Source organism: Paenibacillus sp. FSL H3-0333 (assembly GCF_038002805.1).
GTDB classification, from domain to species: Bacteria; Bacillota; Bacilli; order Paenibacillales; family Paenibacillaceae; genus Paenibacillus_AQ; species Paenibacillus_AQ silagei.
Window position 1 is genome coordinate 3,060,642 of the sequence record NZ_JBBODG010000001.1, and the last position, 19,414, is coordinate 3,080,055.

Here is a 19,414-nt window from a genome sequence, read left to right on the forward strand (position 1 = left end):
GGAATGAATATTGAAGTCAACGCGATCTTTCAGATTGCCGGCATCGGCATCATTATCGCCATGATCCATACGGTGCTTAAGCAGATGGGCAAAGAGGATATCGCCCACTGGGTAACGATTGTCGGCTTTATCATCGTCCTGTTTATGGTCATCCGGATGCTGGATGGGCTGCTGCAGGAAATCAAAACGATTTTTCTTTTTCAATAGGCTGGGGTTATGGAAATCATTCAGATTGTGGGAATCGGCATCTTGGCAACGGTCCTTATCCTCGTCCTGAAGGAACAAAAGCCGGTATTCGCCTTCCTGCTGACCACGGCGGCCGGCATCCTGATTTTCCTGTTCCTGATCGGCAAGATCGGAACGATTCTAGGTACGCTGGAGCGGGTGGCGGAGTCCTCCGGGATGGAAATGATCCACATCAAAACGGTGTTCAAAATCATCGGCATCTCCTATATTGCGGAATTCGGGGCGCAGATCGTGAGGGATGCCGGACAGGAATCGATTGCTTCCAAGATTGAGCTGGCCGGCAAGGTGCTGATCATGGTGCTGGCTGTTCCGATTATCAGCATTATTATTGAAACGGTCATGAAGCTGCTGCCTGCCTGATACAGCGGACATGCCGGACAAGTTGGAGTAGAGCGGAGGTGAGGGGAATGCAGGAGCATAGTATTTTTCGGCCGCCAAAAGGGGGAAAGGCGCTCCTGCTTCTGCCAGCCCTGCTGCTGGTGCTCCAGCTGCTTCTGCTGTGTGGAAGCACGGCAAGTGCGGCAAGTTTTGCGAATGCTGCAAGCGCGGGAAGTGTGGCAAGTACCGCAAGCGGGTCCCCTGTTCCTTCAACTCCGGCTACAGGCGGCAGCGGAGGCCCTACGTCTCCTGTTGACCAGTGGGTGAAAGGGCAGGTGGAGCATCTGCCAAAAGACAAAGTCGAGTCTTACTGGGACCAGCTGATGAAGGATTACGGTGGATTTTTCCCGGAGGGACGGACACCTTCCTTGATGGATATGCTGCTGCCGGGAGATAAGGGCTTAAGCTTCAAAAGCGTATTGTCCGGCCTGATGAACTTCATGTGGCATGAGGTGCTCTACAACGGCAAGCTGCTGGTCACGATTGTGATGATCAGTGTGCTGAGTATGATTCTGGAGACGCTGCAGACCGCTTTTGAACGGAAATCCGTCAGCAAGATCGCTTATATGCTCTGCTACATGGTGGTGCTGGTCATAGCTGTTAACAGCTTCAATGTCGCTATCGGCTATGCCAAGGATGCCATCGACCGGATGATCGACTTCATGATGGCTATGATTCCGCTGCTGTTCGCGCTGCTGGCCTCAATGGGCAATATCGTCACGGTGTCGGTGACCCATCCGCTGATCGTATTCATGATCCATACCGTAGGCACGCTGATTCATACGCTGGTCTTCCCGCTGCTGTTCTTCTCGGCGGTGCTGCATCTGGTGAGCGCCATGTCAGAGAAATATAAGCTGACCCATCTGGCGAATCTGCTGCGTAATATCGGGGCCGGGTTGCTCGGGGTGCTGCTGACGGTGTTTCTCGGCGTGATCTCCGTCCGGGGGATTACCAGCTCGGTTACAGACGGAGTGACCATACGCGCGGCCAAATATATTACAGGGAATTTCGTGCCGGTGATCGGTAAAATGTTCGCGGATGCCACGGACACGGTTATCTCGGCCTCGCTGCTGGTGAAGAACGCCATCGGGCTGTCGGGAGTGATCATTATCCTCTTCCTGTGCGCGTTCCCGGCAATCAAAATTCTGATCCTCGCCCTGATCTACAATCTGGCCGCCGCTGTCATGCAGCCGCTGGGCGAGACACCGATCGTGACCTGCCTGCAGACGATCGGCAAAAGCATGATTTATGTCTTCGCGGCGCTGGCCGCTGTCTCGCTAATGTTCTTCCTGGCGGTAACCATTATGCTGACTGCGGGCAATGTCACCGTGATGATGCGCTAGAACGAAATGACAAGGAGGTGCGCCATGTCCTGGCTCAGCAGTTGGCTCCATGAGCTGATTCTCGTCGTGCTGATGGCTGCATTCGTGGAGATGCTGCTGCCCAGCAAATCCATGGAACGCTACGCCAGACTGGTGCTCAGCCTGCTGGTTCTGCTGACAATGCTAAGCCCGATAATCTCTCTGCTGAAGGGGGATGCCAGCAAGGAGCTGACCGTGGCGATGCAGCAGCAGGAGAGAAGCGGGGGGCTGCTGAACAGAGCGGAGGGCGCACCGGATTCGCTGGACAAGATTCTGGCGGACGGGCGGATGCTGGCTGCCGGAGCCCGCGACCAGAGCCTGAAGCTGGCTGCCGAGGAAATCGCCGGCCAGATGCGCGACCAGATTGCCGGGAGCACCGGGCTCGGCGGGGTGAAGGTTACGGTGGCCCTGGCCATGGGCCCGAATCCAAATGCGCCGCTCGGCGAGGAGGTGCCGCTGATCTCCTCGGTCACAGTAGCGCTTCCGCCGGAGCAGAGCGCCTCTGGAGGCGCTGTCCAGGGTGGGGGCGCATCATCCCTCCCGTCAGTCGGGCCGATACAGATTAACCCTGTGGAGCCGGTCCAGGTCAGCCTGGAAGGCAGCGGGGGAGATGGTGAAGCGCAGGAAGCGTCATCCTCAGGTGGTTCGGCTCCGGCGTCCTCCTCTTCCGGGAGCGGCACTGAGGGAGTGCAGGAGACCCTGGCGGAAGAAGCCGGAACAATTATCCAGCTGCTGGAGAAGAACTGGAACCTGGACCCCGCTCTGATCAAGGTGCAAAGCAGCGGGGGCGGTACCGTGAAATCATAATTGAAGGAGGGAAATCAATGGGCAATTGGCTGAAAAAGCTGGAGCAGTGGGCCGGAGGCGGCAACGGCAGCCCGAAGCGCAGCCACACCTTCCGCTGGCTAATCATTATCGGCCTGCTGGGTGTTGCAATTATGCTGTTCAACTCCTTCGTGAATGTGAAGAAGCTGGACAACGAGAACACAGGGCGTGAACCGCCGGACAGCGGGACCTCGCAGACAGTCCTGCAGCAGGAGACCGGGAGCGCGAATTCTTTTGACAGCATCGAACTGGCGATGGAGAACCGCACGAAGGAGATTCTGGAGAAGATCGTAGGGGTCGGTACTGTGGATATCATGGTCACCGTAGATTCCACAGAGGAGATTATCGTGCAGCGCAATATGAACGACTCGCAGCAGCAAAGTGAAGAAACAGATGCCAGCGGCGGTAAACGCCATACCACACAGTACACCAGGGACGGCCAGATCGTCACTTACAGCCAGTCAGGGAACGAGGCTCCGATCATCACCAAGCGGGTGAAGCCTCAGGTACGGGGAGTTCTGGTGGTCGCCAAAGGGGCAGAGAACAAGGTCGTGCGCAGTCTGATTGAGCAGGCGGTTGAAAAAGGGCTTAACGTACCGGTCTACCGGATTTCTGTTGTCCCGCGCAAGCAGGAATAGGCATGTCTCCGGCAACCCCGGCATATGCTTTAACAGAAGAGGCTTGTACGATGCACACGACTCAGAGACGACAAGAGGGCTGGCAACAAAATTATAGGAGGTATAAACAATGAAGGGCAAAAGACAAACGATTTGGCTGGTTTCTATGCTCAGTTTGATGGTAGTGCTCTCTGCATATTATCTGTTCACGGAAGATACGGGGGCTCCCATCCCCAAAGAAACCGCAGGCAGTATCCAGGTGGATACTATAAAAGACGGAACGGGCGGCGGAACCGCGACTACGCTGGACAGCGGACTTGTCATCAAAGAGGTCAGCACGGACAAAGGAATTGCAGTAGGAACCGTGGATGACAGCAGCAAGACCACCAAGGATGAAGCAGCATCGACAGTGGCAACGGATGACAGCACGACTCCGGCCGTGATAGATGACAGCAGTGTGGTTGCTGACAGCAGTAACACTGCCAAGGATACAACTGCTGCAACGGACAAGGCGGCCACTACTACAGCTGATAAAGGTAAGGATACAGCTGGCAGCAAGGATACCAAGGAAAATAAGGACACCAAGGATACCAAGGACAGCAAAGACAGCAAGGATACGTCAGCCGCTGTAGACAAGACTCCGGCGAAGGACGACGAGGCGATTCTGGATGAAGTGGCTTCGCAAAGCGTATCGGCGAGCAGCCTGTTCACGAACTACCTGTACGAACGCGAACAGAAGAACCTGAAGGATCACAATGATCTGCTGGCGCTGATTAACGATATGGATAAGACACCGGCTGAGAATGCAGCAGCCCAGGAGCAGCTCAGCAAGCTGGAAGAGAAAGAGTCCAAGATTACCGGGATTGAAGAGAAGCTTCAACAAAAATACGGTGAGGCCATTGTGAAAGAAGAAGCCGGTGACGCCTACACGATCGTGGTGCTTAGCGATAAGCTGGATGTGAAGCAGGCGGTCGGCATCGTGGATTTTGTAATGAAGGAACTGAGCGTTACCCAGGACAAGATTAAGGTCCAATACGTCTCGGAGCAGTAAGCCAGCTGAATAAAACCAGGGAAAATAGAATAAAATGCCGAAAGAGCCCGGGCGCGTCCCAGGCTCTTTCCATTTCTAGCGTTTGTGATATAATACATAAAGTTATCGATGTATAGAAAAAGAAGATTACGCAGGCAGCGGTTACACAAGGTAGCGATTCAAGAGAATTACAGAGCATACCCGCGTTACGGGTATGCTTGTCAGAACGGATATCGTACCCTGCTCAGCCAGCGTCCCAAAATGGCTTCGAGAGAAAGCTGAAGGAGTGAACTACCCAATGTTCAAGTTAAGCGAGATTAAGGAATTGATTCAATTGCTGGACCAGACTTCCTCCGTGCACGAGCTGGAGATTGAAAGCGAAGGTATGAAGCTGGCTATCCGTAAACCGGATCGCTCTGAAGCTGAAGGAACAGTAATTCAGGCGGCTCCTTATACCTACCCCTTTACGCCAGCCCCGCAGCCGCAAAGTCCGCAGATTATTGCCCCTCAGGCTGTTAGTGAAGTTCCTGCTGCGGCGCAGCAGCCCGCAACCTCCGCTGAAGGCGCATTACATAAAATCGTCTCGCCGATGGTTGGGACCTTCTATAGTGCCGCTTCACCGGAGACGCCTTCCTTTGTTAATGTCGGAGACCGGGTGAATGAGAAATCTACGGTCTGCATCATTGAAGCGATGAAGCTGATGAATGAGCTGGAAGCCGAAGTGAAGGGCGAGATTGTCTCTGTCCTGGTTGAGAACGGCCAACTGGTGGAATACGGTCAGCCGCTGTTTCTGGTGAGAGCGGAATAATTGCCGCGAGAATGAAGAGGAGCTTGCAAGCTTCGCTAAACTTTGGGAGGAAACGCATGAACATTCAAAAAGTGTTGATTGCCAACCGCGGCGAGATTGCGGTCCGCATTATCCGGGCCTGCCGCGAGCTGGGTATTGCCACCGTGGCTGTCTATTCGGAGCCGGACCGCGATTCCCTGCATGTACGTCTTGCGGATGAGGCGTACTGTATCGGACCGATGCCCGCCAAGGACAGCTATTTGAACTTTACTAATATTATGAGCGTTGCCACGCTGACGGAATGCGATGCTATTCACCCCGGCTATGGCTTCCTGGCCGAGAACGCGGATTTCGCCGAGATCTGTGAATCCTGTAACATTACTTTCATCGGCCCGTCTCCGGATGCGATTACCCGGATGGGCGACAAGGCTGTTGCCAAAGAAACGATGAAGCTGGCCGGAGTTCCGATTATACCGGGCTCGGACGGGATTGTCGGTGACTTAGAGGAAGCCGTGATGCTCGGCCGTGATATCGGGTACCCGCTTATCGTCAAAGCTACGGCAGGCGGCGGAGGCAAGGGCATCCGCATCGCCGAGGATGAAGAGTCACTGGTGAAGCAGATTACAGCTGCCCAGCAGGAAGCGCAGAAGAATTTCGGCAACGCCGGAGTCTATCTGGAGAAATTCCTGACCGGCATGAAGCATGTGGAGATTCAGATCATCGCCGATAATCACGGCAACGTCGTCCACTTGGGCGAGCGTGACTGCTCTGTGCAGCGCCGCCGCCAGAAGTTGATCGAAGAAGCGCCTTGCGCCGTACTTACCCCGGAGGTCCGCGATGCGATGGGCCAAGCGGCGGTACGGGCTGCACTGGCAGTTAATTACTCGGGGGCAGGTACCCTGGAATTCCTGCTGGGTCCTGACGGACATTTCTATTTCATGGAGATGAATACACGGATTCAGGTGGAGCATCCGGTAACGGAGATGGTCACCGGCGTCGATCTCATTAAGGAAATGATCTCAGTAGCGGAAGGTAATCCCCTCTCCTTCACCCAGGAGGATATTGTGATCAACGGCTGGTCGATTGAATGCCGCATCAATGCCGAGGATCCTGAGCGTAATTTCATGCCGTCTCCGGGCAAAATCGGCTTCTATCTGCCACCGGGCGGATTTGGGGTGCGGGTCGACAGCGCGGCGTATCCGGGCTATACCATTTCACCTTTTTATGACTCCATGATTGCCAAGCTGATCGTCTGGGCACCGACCCGGGAAGAGGCTGTAGCCAAGATGAAGCGTGCACTGGCTGAATTTGCGGTGGAGGGCATACATACCACCATTTCATTCCACCAGAGACTGCTGGAGCATCCGGTGTTTTTGGACGGGAACTTCGATATCAAGTTCCTTGAGGAGTATGAAGTTTAGGACGGCTTCTCATGGTTTGTCATAAAGTTCGTCAAATGATATAGTATGTTTAATAAGAGGCGTACTGCCCGCTTGAAGTGCCCCTACAACTTTTTTGCTGGAAAGGTGTGAAGTCCAAATGAGTACATTGCCGACAGAATTTGAACGTACGGAAATCGGTGAAATCCAGATCGCTCCAGAGGTGATCGAGGTTATCGCCGGTTTGGCAACCGTTGAGGTGAAAGGTGTGGCCGGAATGAGCGGCGGTTTCGCCGGCGGAATCGTGGAGCTTCTCGGACGCAAGAACCTGTCCAAAGGGGTTAAGGTTGAGGTTGGACAGCGCGAGGCTGCGGTGGATGTGTCCGTAATTATCGAATACGGCTACCGTCTTCCGGAAGTGGCTGCTGAAATTCAGCGCAATGTTAAGCGTTCCATCGAAACCATGACCGGTCTGACCGTTGTGGAAGTGAACGTGCATATCCATGATGTGCAGTTCAAAAGCAATACAAGCATTGACAAGAGCGAGGACACGGATGCGGTTATCCGCGTGAAGTAAGGGTTCAGTTCTTCCATAAACCCCCGACAGTGCGTCGAGGGTTTACCTTAATTTAAGGAGGTTGTGAGACTCGTGGCCAAAATTCTGGACAGGCTTCTGCTGTTCCTGTACAGCTTAAGCATTGGAATACTATCTGTAACTGCCATCCTCCTCTTAAGCGGTGTCATTCCGGACAAGTATGAGATTTCGGACGGACCGGCGGTCTATATCGCTGCGATCTCGGTGGCGGTCATTCTGTTCCTGCTGAGCATCCGCTTCTTATACATCTCCCTGCGCCGCGACCGTGCTTCCCTGCCGTCTGTGGATCAGCGTACAGAGTATGGAGATATTCAGATCTCAATGGAGACCATTGAGAACCTGAGTCTGAAGGCTGCGGGCAAAGTGAAGGGCATCCGCGACCTGAAATCGCGCATCCGTGTCTCACAGGCGGGTCTTGAGATTATGATCCGGGCGGTCGTCGACGGTGAGCATTCACTGCCGCTGCTTACTACGGATGTACAGCGCCAGGTACATGATTTCGTACAGGAGACAACCGGAATTCCGGTTGCAGATGTGTCTGTATACATTGCTAACCTCACACAGGCACCAAGCTTCAAAAGTCGAGTGGAATAGAGGTGAGTTTCCCTTATGTCCTGGAGAGAAGTATGGGAAAGTCACGGGGGTAGAATTACCGGAGTTGCCTTCGGTGTCTTTCTCGGATTGATTTATCTGATTAGCGGTTTTTGGGATATGCTGTTCTTTGCACTGGTAGTGTTCATCGGATATACGTTCGGCAAACGAAAGGATACCGCGCAGGGTCCCCTGTTTCAATGGCAGGAGATCGCAGAGCGGCTGTCCGGACGCTGGCGTCCCTTCAAATGAACCGCGATAGTCTTTCTCCCGGAAGCCTGGAACCCGTTACTTTGAGTTGCTGACCTGCGGAAGAAAGGCTGCGCGGTTTTTTGCTGAAAAGGCAATATAAATTGCCCGGAGTGGGCTTTTTGAGAAAATTAAGGGTATAAATGCTCCTATATCAGCCTATGCGGCTGTTTATGTGAGGAAATGTAGTATAGAAGCTGGTCCGGTTATAATCGTTGTAATCTGTAACACCAAAACAAGAGGTTAGTTCGTAGGAGGAACACATGAAGAGACGTTTAGCGAGAGAAATTATTGTACAAAGCCTGTACCAGATGGAAATGAACGATGTAGAGGTTACCGAAGCGGTTGACATGCTGATTGAAGAAGCGGCAGATGAGAATGAAACCGAGCGCGTTATTACAGATGAGATTGAACTGAAGGCATATGTAGTTACGCATGTAAACGGCGTGTGGGAACACAAAATGGCGATCGACGATATGCTGGAGCATTATCTTAAGGGCTGGCAGATGAGCCGCTTGTCACGTGTAGACCGTCAGATTCTGCGTCTGGCTACCTTCGAGATGATCTTCGCCAGCGATGTGCCGGCCAAGGTGTCTGTCAATGAGGCGATTGATCTGGCCAAGCATTTCGGCACAGAAGATTCCGGTAAATTCGTGAATGGTGTCCTCGGTAAAATGATTCAGGATGTGGACACGCTTAGAGCTGAGCTGTAGTTCAGCTTCAGCTTCGGATTCAGATTCAGATTCAGATTCAGATTCACAGCAAGTGGCAGTAACAGGCTTATAAGCCTTCAATAGACAATAGGGGAGAGACTTACATGACAGCAGCGATTATCAGCGGTAAACAGGTATCGGACGACATTCGGATCGGGATTGCCCGGGAGGTTGCAGACTTAGCGGAGCGCGGCGTAAAGCCGGGTCTGGCTGTCGTTCTGGTCGGTGAAGATCCGGCTTCCCAGGTCTATGTGCGTAACAAGGAGAAGTCCTGTATTGAACTGGGCTTCCATTCCGAGGTGCACCGGCTGGATGCCGCTACCACCCAGCAGGAGCTGCTGGCACTGGTGGCAGACCTGAACGGTCGCAGCGATATTGACGGCATCCTCGTTCAGCTGCCGCTTCCGAAGCATATTGAAGAGAAGGCTGTGATTGACGCCATCTCGGTAGAGAAGGATGTGGACGGCTTCCACCCGGTCAATGTGGGGAACCTCGTCATCGGGGACGACAGTCTGCTTCCCTGTACACCTGCCGGGGTTATTGAACTAATCAAGCGGACCGGTACGGACATTTCCGGCAAACACGCGGTAGTGATCGGCCGCAGTAATATTGTCGGCAAGCCTGTATCCCTGCTGTTACAGCGGGAGAATGCCACAGTAACCATGTGCCACTCGCGCACAGCGAATATGGCTGAGCTTAGCCGCCAGGCCGATATCCTGGTGGTAGCGATTGGACGGGCCAACTTCATCGATGCTTCATTCGTGAAGCCGGGTGCGATTGTGATTGATGTCGGCATGAACCGTCTGGATACCGGCAAGCTTGCCGGCGATGTCGATTATGAGAGTGCCCGGGAAGTGGCCGGGTTCATTACGCCGGTGCCGGGCGGAGTGGGACCGATGACGATTACTATGCTTATGAGTAACACGCTGATCGCGGCCAAACGCCGCCGCGGCCTGAAGTAGGCCGGACTTATGGCGGCAGAGCGGCAGATCTACTCCATCAAGGAGCTTAACAAATATATCCGTATGAAGCTGGATTCGGATGTGCTGCTGTCCGACGTATGGATTCGCGGTGAAATCTCGAATTTCACCCATCACGGAAGCGGGCATATGTACTTCACGCTGAAGGATGAGAGCAGCCGGATCAAAGCCATCATGTTCGCTTCGCATAACTCGCGGCTGCCGTTCGTGCCGAAGGAAGGCACGAAGGTAATCGCCAGGGGAAATGTGACTGTATATGAACGGGACGGGCAATACCAGTTCTATGCAACACATATGCAGCCTGACGGAATCGGCAGCCTGTATCTGGCTTACGAGCAGCTGAAGAGCAAGCTGGAGAAGGAAGGCCTGTTCGCAGCGGAGCGCAAGCGTCCGCTGCCGCAATTCCCGCGCTGCATCGGAGTTGTGACCTCCCCGACAGGAGCGGCTGTGAGGGATATCATCATCACCCTGCAGCGGCGCTACCCGCAGGTTGCGATTGTACTCCACCCTGTACTAGTGCAGGGTAAGGGGGCTGGACCGTCCATTGTACAGGCCATACAGAACCTGAATGCCATGGGAGAGGCCGATGTGCTGATCGTCGGGCGCGGCGGCGGCTCCCTGGAGGAGCTGTGGGCCTTCAATGAAGAGGCCGTTGCCCGGGCGATTGCGGCCTCCGGGATTCCGGTCATCTCGGCCGTGGGCCACGAGACCGACTTCACGATCGCCGATTTCGCCGCCGATCTCCGGGCGGCCACCCCTACGGCAGCGGCGGAGCTCGCTGTGCCGAGCGCAGCCGAGCTGGCCGGGCAGCTGCGCATGGCCCGGCAGCGGCTGCGCCAAGGGCTGCTGCGCCGCTCGCAGCGCGGCGGCGAACGCCTCGCTGCGCTGCAGCGCTCGCTGGCGCTGGCCGGCCCCCGCCGGCAGCTGGCCCAGCACGCGCAGCGGCTGGATATGCTGCGCGCGGCCCTGCTCCGCGCAGCAGAGGCAAGGCACAGCCGCGCGCAGGGGCGCAGCGCGCTGCTGCACCAGAGCCTGCAGCGCTTCCATCCGCTTAGCAGCGTCAGCGCTGCCCGCCGGCGCACGGATGGCCTCACCCGTGAGCTGACGGCGGCCATGCAGGCGCGCCTTGCAGATAAGCGCGCGCGGTTCGGGGCAGAGCTGCGGCATCTGGATGCGCTTAGCCCGCTTAAGGTCATGTCACGGGGCTACAGCCTTGTGTATGACGAGAAAGAGCAGCATTTAATCAAATCGCTGAAGGAAGTAGAGCTTGGCGATGTGGTCAACATAAAGCTTAATGACGGACAACTAAACTGCCACGTATGGGGAATGAAGGAGGATGGCAAAGCGAATGGCGAAGGAAGCGGAACTGGATTTTGAGGGAGCCATGGAGCGCCTGGAGGGTATCGTGCGTGAGCTTGAACACGGTGACGTTCCCCTGGAGAAGGCGATTGATTTATTCCAGCAGGGAATGAAGCTCTCGCAGCTATGCGGCAGTAAGCTGGAGCAAGTAGAACGCAAGATTGAAATGATCACTGTGGAGGATGGCGAACTTCGCAAGAAGCCATTCGGCAACCGGCTGGAAGGCGATAGCGATGAGTCATTCTGAGCTTGAGCCATCGGGCGGTTCGGCAGCGGCGCAGAGCCGCGAACCGCTGGAGGAATATATAGCAGACGTTAGCCGCTGGGTTGCCGCTGCTCTCAGCGGAGTTGTACCGGAGCAGTGGGACGTTCCCCGGGTCCTAAGAGAGTCGATGGAATACTCACTGCAAGCTGGTGGTAAGCGCCTGCGGCCGCTGCTGGTCACCGCTGCCTGCGAAGCGCTGGGCGGCAGCCGTGAAGCTGCGCTGCCTGTAGCAGCAGCGATTGAAATGGTGCACACCTATTCTCTGATTCATGACGATCTTCCGGCGATGGATAATGATGATTACCGGCGCGGCAAGCTGACGAACCATAAGGTCTTTGGGGAAGCGATGGCCATTCTGGCCGGGGATTCGCTGCTGACCCATGCGTTCTACAGTGTGGTACAAGCCTCCCGTAAGCATGGCGTTCCGGCAGAGCGCGTGTTGTCCATCGTGGAGGAGCTGGCCGAGATGGCCGGCCCGCGCGGAATGGTCGGCGGTCAGGTAGCCGATATGGAAGGTGAGCAGGGCATGACCGACTTGCAGCAGCTTCAGTACATTCATCTGCACAAGACCGGCGATCTGATGATCTTCTCCTTGCTTGCGGGCGGCAGAATCGCCGGTGCGAATGAGCAGCAGCTGGAAGCCCTGCGCCGGTTCGGCACAGAGATTGGCCTGGCCTTCCAGATTCAGGATGATATTCTGGACCTCATCGGCGATGAGAGCAAGCTGGGCAAAAAAACCGGCAGTGATATCAAGCAGCAAAAAGTAACCTATCCGTATTTCATCGGGCTGGAGGCTTCACGCGCAGAGGTCAAGCAATTGACCGCAGCAGCGCGTCATGCGATCCTTGAGGGTGGGTTCCAGGACCCTTCCCGGCTGCTGGAAATTGCCGATTATTTGATGTCACGCGATCACTAAATGAAGTTTCGCAAACGGCTGTGTTTCGACAGCCGTTTCGTTTGTGTTATAATGGGGTTTATATTTTACAACATCTAGGAAAGCGGGGAATACTCGTGCTGCTTCCACAAATAAATGATCCTCAGCAACTTAAATCTCTATCAGTCGGGGAACTGGCTGCACTTGCGGAGGAGATCCGCCAGTTTCTGATCGAGAAGCTGTCTGTAACAGGGGGGCATCTCGCATCCAATCTGGGCGTCGTGGAGCTTACACTGGCCCTGCACTACTGTTATGACAGTCCACGGGACAAAATGATTTATGACGTAGGGCATCAGGCGTATGTCCACAAAATATTAACCGGCCGCCAGGACCGGTTCGATTCACTGCGCAAGTACGGCGGATTATGCGGCTTCGTCAAGCGTACAGAGAGCGAGCATGATGTCTGGGAAGCCGGACACAGCAGTACCTCATTGTCCGCAGCCATGGGTATGGCGATGGCCCGTGATTTGAAGGGCGGAGACAATAAGGTAATTGCCGTGATCGGCGACGGTGCCCTTACCGGCGGTATGGCTTTTGAAGCCTTGAACCATATTGGACATGAGGGCCGCAAGCTGATGGTTATCCTTAATGATAATGAAATGTCGATTGCTCCGAATGTTGGGGCTATGCATAACTATCTAAGCAAGATCCGTTCAGACCGTCATTATCTGCGGGCCAAGGACGAGGTCGAAGGCCTGCTGAAGAAAATTCCGGCCATCGGCGGACGTCTGGCGAAGACTGCGCAGAATGTGAAGGACGGTCTGAAGAACATGCTGGTGCCCGGTGTTCTGTTTGAAGAACTCGGATTTACCTATCTGGGACCCGTGGACGGTCATGATCTGGAGAAGATGATTGACACCTTCCATCAGGCGGATAATGTATCTGGGCCTGTGCTGGTGCATGTGCTTACCACCAAAGGCAAGGGCTACAAACCGGCGGAAGTCGATTCCTATAAATGGCACGGCATTTCCCCCTACAAAATCGAATCTGGCCAGGTGCTTCAAGCGGTCGGCAATCCGATGTACACGGAAGTCTTCGGACAGACGTTAATTGAGCTGGGGCATCAGGACAAGCGGCTGATTGCCGTAACACCGGCGATGCCGGGCGGCTCGGGACTTTTCCCGTTCGCCAAGGAATTCCCGGACCGGATGATTGATGTCGGGATTGCGGAGCAGCATGCCGCCACATTATGTGCGGCCTTGGCTATGGAAGGCATGAAGCCGGTATTTGCCGTCTATTCCACCTTTATGCAGCGTGCCTATGATCAGATCGTTCATGACATTTGCCGCCATAATGCCAATGTTATGTTCGCCATCGACCGTGCGGGCTTCGTCGGCGCGGACGGGGAGACCCATCAGGGCGTGTACGATATTGCTTTTATGCGTCATATCCCGAACATGGTGCTTATGATGCCGAAGGATGAGAATGAGCTGCGCCACATGATGAAGACGGCGCTGGACTATAATGAAGGACCGATTGCTTACCGTTATCCGCGGATTAACGGCACGGGTGTGGCTATGGATGCTGAGCTGCACAGTCTGCCTATCGGCACCTGGGAACGCCTGCGTCCTGGTGAGGATTATGCCGTGCTTGCCTGCGGCCCGATGGTTCAGGTTGCTGAAGAGGCGGCAGAAGTGCTGAAGCGTGAAGGGATTCAGGTTGGTGTGGTGAATGCGCGCTTCCTGAAGCCGCTGGATAACACCATGCTGCTTGATCTGGCACATGCCGGAACAGGGATGGTGGTGCTGGAAGAAGCGAGCCAGGCCGGCAGCCTTGGCAGTGCGGTGCTGGAGTTCTTTGCAGAGCATGAGATATATGATGCGCATGTCCACCTGATGGGCGTGCCGGATATTTTCGTCGAGCATGGGTCGATTAAGGAGCAACGCCAGGAAACCGGCCTTACCGTTGAAGCCGTGTGCGCACGTATAAAGTCAATGAAGGGTCTTAGCACTTATACCTATAAGTCAACTTCCACCTCGTAAGGGCAGGGGCGGAAGGAGGACCGAAGTGATCGGGAGATGAACATGGAACACCCTAAGGAACGAATTGATGTGCTGTTAGTGGAGCAAGGCTTCTACGACAGCCGGGAGAAGGCCAAGGCTGCCATTATGGCGGGGCTTGTGCTTGCGAACGAAGAACGGATAGAAAAGCCGGGGATGAAGGTGCTGCGCAGCTCTGTCCTAAGAGTCAAGGGAGCACTGCACCCCTATGTCAGCCGCGGCGGCTTGAAGCTGGAGAAGGCCTTGCGGCAGTTCGGCATCGAGCTGACCGGCCGTAATATGCTGGATATCGGCTCCTCAACAGGAGGCTTCACCGATTGTGCACTTCAGAACGGAGCGGCCCAGGTGTACGCGATCGATGTAGGACATAACCAGCTCGACTGGAGCCTGCGTAATGATGAACGGGTAACCGTAATGGAGCAGACCAACTTCCGTTACATGATCCCGCCCGATTTGAAGGGACCGGTACCTGACTTTGCAAGTATCGATGTCTCCTTCATTTCACTGAAGATCATCCTGCCGCCGCTTATGGCGCTGCTGAACCGTCCTGCTGATATCGCTGCGCTGATTAAGCCGCAGTTCGAAGCCGGCCGCGAGAAGGTGGGCAAGTCTGGAGTTGTGCGCGAACCGGCTGTTCACCGGGAGGTACTGATAAATGTACTGTCCATGGCAGCCGAACTGGGCTACACGCTTGCAGGACTGACGTATTCCCCCATTACCGGCGGGGAAGGTAATATTGAATTTCTGGCACACTGGAAGCTGCTGCCTGCAGAGGCTGCGGAGCAGACTTCTGCGGCTGAAGCACAGCCGAATAATTTCGCCGCGCTTGCCGACTCGGTCATTAAGGAAGCGAATGCAACCTTCAGCGCTGCGGGCCATGGAAACTCATCTAAGCGATGAGTTTCTTTTGCTGCCTAATATAAGAATTTATTGGTCTCCTTGAACCGGAAATTAGCGGCAGATTGTCAGACCGAAGCAGGATTTCACCCGCCCTCGCGCGAATAGATTCACCGAGGTGATAGGAGTGGCGAGCTCGGACAAGGCTGTAGTGGCACTTATGGGACTGGCGGCGGCAATCTTTATCCTTTATAGAATCTATATCTGGCTGCAGGGGTCCCCGGGTTCCTTCATGAAGGACCGGGTGCCGATCAACAAGGTCATTCAGTCCCATCCGTCCATCGCTCTGCTGGAGGATGCGGGATATGAGGTCATCGGCGGCAAGCTGAAGATTCCGCTGTCTTTTCAGGTGAATGGGGCACCGATGTACAGCAGGCTGTTCATTGATTATGTAGCCACCAGGAATGAGGAGCATTACTATCTGGTCATCCTGTCCCGCCCCCGCAAGGAGCTTGAATTCACCGGCAGCGGACTCCGGGACCACATCCTCCCCTATCTGCTGATCTACCCGGATTGCAGCGGGGTACTCTATGTGGATACGGTGAATTCCAACATTCATGTAATTAATTTCGGCAAGGACGACGGAGAATCCAGTTAAGCACTATATAAATACGGGAGGCAACAATGAAGGGACACAGGCATATCAAGATTAGAGAAATTATCTCGCAAAAGGAAATCGAAACCCAGGATGATCTGGTGGAGGCACTGCGTGAATCGGGTTTTCAAGTCACACAGGCTACCGTATCCCGCGATATCAAGGAACTGCTGCTGATCAAGGTTCCGATGGATGACGGGCGTTACAAGTATTCCCTGCCCACCGACCAGCGTTACAACCCGACCCAGAAGCTGAAGCGGGTGCTGGTGGACAACTTTGTACAAATTGACTATTCCGCGAATCTTGTGGTGATGAAATGTCTGCCTGGAACGGCCAATTCCGTGGCTGCGCTGATCGATAATATCGACTGGCCCCAAATTATGGGTACGATCTCAGGAGACGACACTATTCTGATAATCTGCCGCCAGCCGGAGGACAGCAAGGACGTTATTTCACAAATTATGGGCTATATATCGTAGTTCTGCTTACGGGCAGACAGGCAATCATCATGTCGGAGGTGCTGTATTCGTGTTAGAGACATTGTCTATACGCAATCTGGCCGTGGTTGAGGCGGTGGATGTGCATTTTTATCCGGGGTTCCATGTCCTTACAGGGGAGACCGGTGCCGGAAAATCAATTATCATCGACGCGCTCGCACTCATTGCCGGGGGACGCGGTTCCGCTGACTCCATCCGGTATGGGTGTGAGAAGGCCGAAATGGAAGCGCTTTTCAGCCTGCCGGGAAGTCACCCGGTCTGGGATACGCTGGAGCGGCTGGGCATCGGGGCAGAACGTGAGGAGCATCTGGTGATCCGCCGGGAGATTACCTCCCAGGGCAAGAGTACTTCGCGCGTGAACGGCCAGATGGTCAATCTGAGCATGCTGCGTGAAATCGGGGAGCAGCTGGTCAATATTCATGGACAGCATGAGCATCAGAACCTCTTGAAGGCTGAACGTCACCTGGGTCTGCTGGATACCTATGGGGAGGCGGTAATCGGACCGCTCAAAGCGGATTATCAGGAGAAATATACAGCCTTCGCCAAAGTGGAAAAAGAACTCCGGGAACTTCAGGAATCCAGCCAAAAGGCGTATCAGATGCTTGATTTGTACCGTTTTCAGCTGGAGGAAATTTCTGCTGCGGGACTAAAACCGGGAGAAGATGAATTACTTGCCGAAGAACGGGTAAAACTATCCCACAGTGAGAAAATGATGGATTCAGTATCCGGCGCATACGAGCTGCTGTATGACAGGCAAGGGCTGGAGTCCATTGGCAATGTAATCTCCAGGCTTGAAGATGCGGTGCGGTATGACGAGAAGGGTCTGCGGGCAGTCTTCGAGCAATTGCAGTCGGCTTATTACCAGCTGGAGGATGCGGCGTTTCAGCTGCGCGACTACCGTGAAGAGATCGAATTCAATCCGGCACGGCTGGAGGATATTGAGAACCGGCTGGATCTGATCACCGGACTGCAGCGCAAATACGGGGATAGTGTGGAGCAGATTCTGGAGTATTATCAGCAGATTGAGCGGGAGACGGATCTTCTGGAGAATAAGGACGAATATATTGAGAAATTAACGGCCAAACGCGATGGCCTGCTTCATATCTTAATGGAGTCAGCCGAAGCGCTAAGCGGAGCGCGGCGGCAGTGCGCGACGGATCTTGCCTCACAGGTCGAGGGAGAGCTGAAGGACCTGCAGATGGAACGGACCTCCCTCCAGGTGAAGATGGAGACGCTCGAAGATCCGCGCGGCATGGAGTATCAGGGACGGCGGTACCGTCTGACCCGGCAGGGGATCGACAGTGCTGAATTCATGATCTCCCCGAATCCCGGCGAGCCGCTGCGTCCGCTGGGCAAGATTGCCTCCGGCGGAGAGCTGTCGCGGATCATGCTGGCGATGAAGAGTATTTTTGCGCGGCATGATGCGATTCCTGTCCTTATCTTCGATGAGGTGGATACCGGGGTCAGCGGACGGGCGGCCCAGTCCATCGCGGACAAGCTGTATAAGCTGTCCTCCACCTGCCAGGTGTTCTCCATTACCCACCTGCCGCAGGTGGCCTGTATGGCGGATCATCAATATCTGATTGCCAAAAAAGTCGAAGACGGACGCACGATGACTGAGGTGGACTCCCTCTCGGCCGAAGGCCGCGTAATGGAGCTGGCCCGGATGCTGGGCGGTGTGGAAATTACCGAAAAAACATTGCATCACGCGCAGGAGATGCTGGGTCTGGCCGAGGCCAGCAAGGCAGCTGCAAGCTAAGCGGGACAATGATTGACAGTAATAAAAGCCTGAGGGCAAGGTTATCTTATAGGTACGCAATTGGCGACCACCTTTTTCGTCAAGCGAAAGAAGCAAAAGGGAGTGTGACAGCCATTGAAGCCTAACCTCAGGAAGTTAATGCCCGGCCTTTTATTTGCCTTCTTTCTCAGTTTATCAGGCATAACGGGACCCTCACAGATCCACGCAGCACCGCTTGAACATCAGCCGCTTAGGGCGGTACAGGGAACCGAGAGTGAACTTAAGGTCATCCCCGGAGGTCAGACGATTGGCGTGAAGGTGAAGTCGGCAGGCGTGCTGGTGGTAGGTCATCATCTGATTGAAGTATCGGAGCAGTCCAAGATTTCACCCGGCGAGAACAGCGGCATCCTGCCCGGCGATCTGATGATCTCCATCAACGGGGTGAAGCTGGACGAGGTATCGAAGGTAGCAAGGCTGGTCGAGCAAGCCGGCCGGAGCAATGATTCCTTAAGCATCGTCTACAAACGCGGCGGTAAAGAGCACACAGCTCAGCTAAAGCCCGCGTATGACCGCACAGACAAGGTGTGGCGGCTCGGGCTCTACATCCGTGATTCCGCAGCAGGTGTAGGGACCCTCACTTTCTACGCCCCCAAGCAGGGTGTGTACGGGGCCCTTGGGCATGTCATCACCGACATGAACACAGGTACGCCGATTGTGGTCGGCAGCGGCCATATCGTGCAGTCCAGCGTCACTTCAATCTCCAAGAGTCAGGATGGCGATCCTGGGGAGAAACGGGCCCATTTTCTGAAGGAAAGCCAGGTTCTCGGGAATGTGGAGAGCAACACGGATTTCGGAATATTCGGTAAAATGACCCGTAATCCTGAGCACAGCCTATATCAGGAGCCGATTCCGGTGGCCATGAGCACTGAAGTGAAGGAAGGACCGGCGCAAATTCTTACCGTTGTCGATGGTCAGCAGGTCGAACGCTTCAACGTAGAGATCATCCATGTGGCCCGTCAGCAGACCCCTGCTACTAAGGGTATGGTGCTGCGCATCACCGACCCGCGTCTGCTCGATAAGACCGGAGGGATTGTCCAGGGAATGAGCGGCAGCCCGATTGTCCAGAACGGCCGTCTAATCGGTGCAGTGACACATGTGTTCGTCAATGATCCCAAGTCAGGGTATGGCTGCTTCATTGAGTGGATGCTCAGGGACTCCGGTGTGGTTCAACAGGATCAGGAGCCTCAATACAATCTTAAGGCGGTTTAGCCTTAAGATTTTTTTGTCGAAGGGCAGCGATTATCCTCGAAACGTGAAACAAAATATTTAATTATAAATCAACACTGAAAAAAAATAAAGAAAAATAATTTTCGACAGA

Annotated in this window: 22 protein-coding genes; all 22 read left to right on the forward strand. The window is 54.6% G+C overall.

Translation table 11 applies throughout. From position 1 onward, the window contains the following. The first annotated feature begins 3 nt into the window (after window positions 1-3). The gene (spoIIIAC, locus tag MHH78_RS13290) at window positions 4-207 is read left to right on the forward strand and encodes a stage III sporulation protein AC (RefSeq protein ID WP_020426549.1); all 204 of its coding nucleotides are present in this window, start codon (window positions 4-6) and stop codon (window positions 205-207) included. 9 nt (window positions 208-216) lie between these two features. Beyond that, complete coding sequence (spoIIIAD, locus tag MHH78_RS13295; protein ID WP_036698407.1) at window positions 217-606, forward strand: stage III sporulation protein AD; 390 nt, start codon at window positions 217-219, stop codon at window positions 604-606. Between the two features lie 47 nt (window positions 607-653). After that, window positions 654-1,967, forward strand: coding sequence for a stage III sporulation protein AE (gene spoIIIAE / locus MHH78_RS13300; protein WP_341167682.1), 1,314 nt, complete (start codon window positions 654-656; stop codon window positions 1,965-1,967). 24 nt (window positions 1,968-1,991) lie between these two features. Then, window positions 1,992-2,792, forward strand: coding sequence for a stage III sporulation protein AF (gene spoIIIAF / locus MHH78_RS13305; protein WP_341167683.1), 801 nt, complete (start codon window positions 1,992-1,994; stop codon window positions 2,790-2,792). A 17-nt stretch (window positions 2,793-2,809) separates the two neighbouring features. Then, a complete protein-coding gene (gene spoIIIAG / locus MHH78_RS13310) occupies window positions 2,810-3,448 on the forward strand; it encodes a stage III sporulation protein AG (RefSeq protein ID WP_036731930.1) in 639 nt (212 codons plus the stop codon). A gap of 109 nt (window positions 3,449-3,557) precedes the next feature. Beyond that, the gene (locus MHH78_RS13315; protein WP_076079901.1) at window positions 3,558-4,478 is read left to right on the forward strand and encodes a SpoIIIAH-like family protein; all 921 of its coding nucleotides are present in this window, start codon (window positions 3,558-3,560) and stop codon (window positions 4,476-4,478) included. 277 nt (window positions 4,479-4,755) lie between these two features. Beyond that, entirely contained in the window at window positions 4,756-5,265 is a 510-nt protein-coding gene (gene accB, locus MHH78_RS13320) for an acetyl-CoA carboxylase biotin carboxyl carrier protein (RefSeq protein ID WP_036698397.1), read from the forward strand. A 56-nt stretch (window positions 5,266-5,321) separates the two neighbouring features. Continuing rightward, window positions 5,322-6,665: an acetyl-CoA carboxylase biotin carboxylase subunit gene (gene accC, locus MHH78_RS13325; protein ID WP_036698394.1), complete on the forward strand. Its 1,344-nt coding sequence runs from the start codon at window positions 5,322-5,324 to the stop codon at window positions 6,663-6,665. Window positions 6,666-6,783: 118 nt separating this feature from the next. Continuing rightward, on the forward strand, window positions 6,784-7,200 hold the full coding sequence (locus MHH78_RS13330; protein ID WP_036698392.1) for an Asp23/Gls24 family envelope stress response protein: 417 nt from the start codon (window positions 6,784-6,786) through the stop codon (window positions 7,198-7,200). 72 nt (window positions 7,201-7,272) lie between these two features. Beyond that, window positions 7,273-7,812 carry an alkaline shock response membrane anchor protein AmaP gene (amaP, locus tag MHH78_RS13335; RefSeq protein ID WP_341167684.1) on the forward strand — a complete coding sequence of 180 codons (540 nt, stop codon included), beginning with the start codon at window positions 7,273-7,275 and terminating at the stop codon, window positions 7,810-7,812. A 15-nt stretch (window positions 7,813-7,827) separates the two neighbouring features. Next, a complete protein-coding gene (locus MHH78_RS13340) occupies window positions 7,828-8,061 on the forward strand; it encodes a DUF2273 domain-containing protein (RefSeq protein ID WP_036698387.1) in 234 nt (77 codons plus the stop codon). Between the two features lie 260 nt (window positions 8,062-8,321). After that, a complete protein-coding gene (gene nusB, locus MHH78_RS13345; RefSeq protein ID WP_036698385.1) occupies window positions 8,322-8,771 on the forward strand; it encodes a transcription antitermination factor NusB in 450 nt (149 codons plus the stop codon). Window positions 8,772-8,875: 104 nt separating this feature from the next. Continuing rightward, window positions 8,876-9,733 carry a bifunctional methylenetetrahydrofolate dehydrogenase/methenyltetrahydrofolate cyclohydrolase FolD gene (gene folD, locus MHH78_RS13350; RefSeq protein ID WP_036698383.1) on the forward strand — a complete coding sequence of 286 codons (858 nt, stop codon included), beginning with the start codon at window positions 8,876-8,878 and terminating at the stop codon, window positions 9,731-9,733. 9 nt (window positions 9,734-9,742) lie between these two features. Further along, entirely contained in the window at window positions 9,743-11,128 is a 1,386-nt protein-coding gene (gene xseA, locus MHH78_RS13355) for an exodeoxyribonuclease VII large subunit (RefSeq protein WP_341167685.1), read from the forward strand. Further along, the gene (gene xseB, locus MHH78_RS13360) at window positions 11,100-11,357 is read left to right on the forward strand and encodes an exodeoxyribonuclease VII small subunit (protein WP_036731943.1); all 258 of its coding nucleotides are present in this window, start codon (window positions 11,100-11,102) and stop codon (window positions 11,355-11,357) included. Before xseA ends, xseB begins: the two co-directional genes overlap by 29 nt. Continuing rightward, window positions 11,344-12,291 (forward strand): polyprenyl synthetase family protein, encoded by a 948-nt coding sequence (locus MHH78_RS13365; protein ID WP_341167686.1) that lies wholly within the window; start codon window positions 11,344-11,346, stop codon window positions 12,289-12,291. Before xseB ends, MHH78_RS13365 begins: the two co-directional genes overlap by 14 nt. 95 nt (window positions 12,292-12,386) lie before the next feature. After that, on the forward strand, window positions 12,387-14,291 hold the full coding sequence (gene dxs / locus MHH78_RS13370; RefSeq protein ID WP_341167687.1) for a 1-deoxy-D-xylulose-5-phosphate synthase: 1,905 nt from the start codon (window positions 12,387-12,389) through the stop codon (window positions 14,289-14,291). 42 nt (window positions 14,292-14,333) lie between these two features. Next, a complete protein-coding gene (locus MHH78_RS13375) occupies window positions 14,334-15,209 on the forward strand; it encodes a TlyA family RNA methyltransferase (protein ID WP_341167688.1) in 876 nt (291 codons plus the stop codon). Between the two features lie 124 nt (window positions 15,210-15,333). After that, a complete protein-coding gene (locus MHH78_RS13380; protein WP_235192067.1) occupies window positions 15,334-15,804 on the forward strand; it encodes a hypothetical protein in 471 nt (156 codons plus the stop codon). A 26-nt stretch (window positions 15,805-15,830) separates the two neighbouring features. Beyond that, window positions 15,831-16,280 carry a transcriptional regulator AhrC/ArgR gene (gene ahrC, locus MHH78_RS13385; protein WP_036698370.1) on the forward strand — a complete coding sequence of 150 codons (450 nt, stop codon included), beginning with the start codon at window positions 15,831-15,833 and terminating at the stop codon, window positions 16,278-16,280. A gap of 49 nt (window positions 16,281-16,329) precedes the next feature. Beyond that, window positions 16,330-18,057 carry a DNA repair protein RecN gene (gene recN / locus MHH78_RS13390; RefSeq protein ID WP_341167689.1) on the forward strand — a complete coding sequence of 576 codons (1,728 nt, stop codon included), beginning with the start codon at window positions 16,330-16,332 and terminating at the stop codon, window positions 18,055-18,057. Window positions 18,058-18,195: 138 nt separating this feature from the next. After that, window positions 18,196-19,305: a SpoIVB peptidase gene (gene spoIVB, locus MHH78_RS13395; protein ID WP_081751394.1), complete on the forward strand. Its 1,110-nt coding sequence runs from the start codon at window positions 18,196-18,198 to the stop codon at window positions 19,303-19,305. Window positions 19,306-19,414: the final 109 nt, after the last annotated feature.

What these genes read in the sequence shown, in the direction of transcription:
- spoIIIAC (WP_020426549.1), top strand. Translation starts at nt 4, where the DNA reads ATGAATATTGAAGTCAACGCGATCTTTCAGATTGCCGGCATCGGCATC.
- spoIIIAD (WP_036698407.1), top strand. Translation starts at nt 217, where the DNA reads ATGGAAATCATTCAGATTGTGGGAATCGGCATCTTGGCAACGGTCCTT.
- spoIIIAE (WP_341167682.1), top strand. Translation starts at nt 654, where the DNA reads ATGCAGGAGCATAGTATTTTTCGGCCGCCAAAAGGGGGAAAGGCGCTC.
- spoIIIAF (WP_341167683.1), top strand. Translation starts at nt 1,992, where the DNA reads ATGTCCTGGCTCAGCAGTTGGCTCCATGAGCTGATTCTCGTCGTGCTG.
- spoIIIAG (WP_036731930.1), top strand. Translation starts at nt 2,810, where the DNA reads ATGGGCAATTGGCTGAAAAAGCTGGAGCAGTGGGCCGGAGGCGGCAAC.
- MHH78_RS13315 (WP_076079901.1), top strand. Translation starts at nt 3,558, where the DNA reads ATGAAGGGCAAAAGACAAACGATTTGGCTGGTTTCTATGCTCAGTTTG.
- accB (WP_036698397.1), top strand. Translation starts at nt 4,756, where the DNA reads ATGTTCAAGTTAAGCGAGATTAAGGAATTGATTCAATTGCTGGACCAG.
- accC (WP_036698394.1), top strand. Translation starts at nt 5,322, where the DNA reads ATGAACATTCAAAAAGTGTTGATTGCCAACCGCGGCGAGATTGCGGTC.
- MHH78_RS13330 (WP_036698392.1), top strand. Translation starts at nt 6,784, where the DNA reads ATGAGTACATTGCCGACAGAATTTGAACGTACGGAAATCGGTGAAATC.
- MHH78_RS13340 (WP_036698387.1), top strand. Translation starts at nt 7,828, where the DNA reads ATGTCCTGGAGAGAAGTATGGGAAAGTCACGGGGGTAGAATTACCGGA.
- nusB (WP_036698385.1), top strand. Translation starts at nt 8,322, where the DNA reads ATGAAGAGACGTTTAGCGAGAGAAATTATTGTACAAAGCCTGTACCAG.
- folD (WP_036698383.1), top strand. Translation starts at nt 8,876, where the DNA reads ATGACAGCAGCGATTATCAGCGGTAAACAGGTATCGGACGACATTCGG.
- xseA (WP_341167685.1), top strand. Translation starts at nt 9,743, where the DNA reads ATGGCGGCAGAGCGGCAGATCTACTCCATCAAGGAGCTTAACAAATAT.
- xseB (WP_036731943.1), top strand. Translation starts at nt 11,100, where the DNA reads ATGGCGAAGGAAGCGGAACTGGATTTTGAGGGAGCCATGGAGCGCCTG.
- MHH78_RS13365 (WP_341167686.1), top strand. Translation starts at nt 11,344, where the DNA reads ATGAGTCATTCTGAGCTTGAGCCATCGGGCGGTTCGGCAGCGGCGCAG.
- MHH78_RS13375 (WP_341167688.1), top strand. Translation starts at nt 14,334, where the DNA reads ATGGAACACCCTAAGGAACGAATTGATGTGCTGTTAGTGGAGCAAGGC.
- ahrC (WP_036698370.1), top strand. Translation starts at nt 15,831, where the DNA reads ATGAAGGGACACAGGCATATCAAGATTAGAGAAATTATCTCGCAAAAG.
- spoIVB (WP_081751394.1), top strand. Translation starts at nt 18,196, where the DNA reads ATGCCCGGCCTTTTATTTGCCTTCTTTCTCAGTTTATCAGGCATAACG.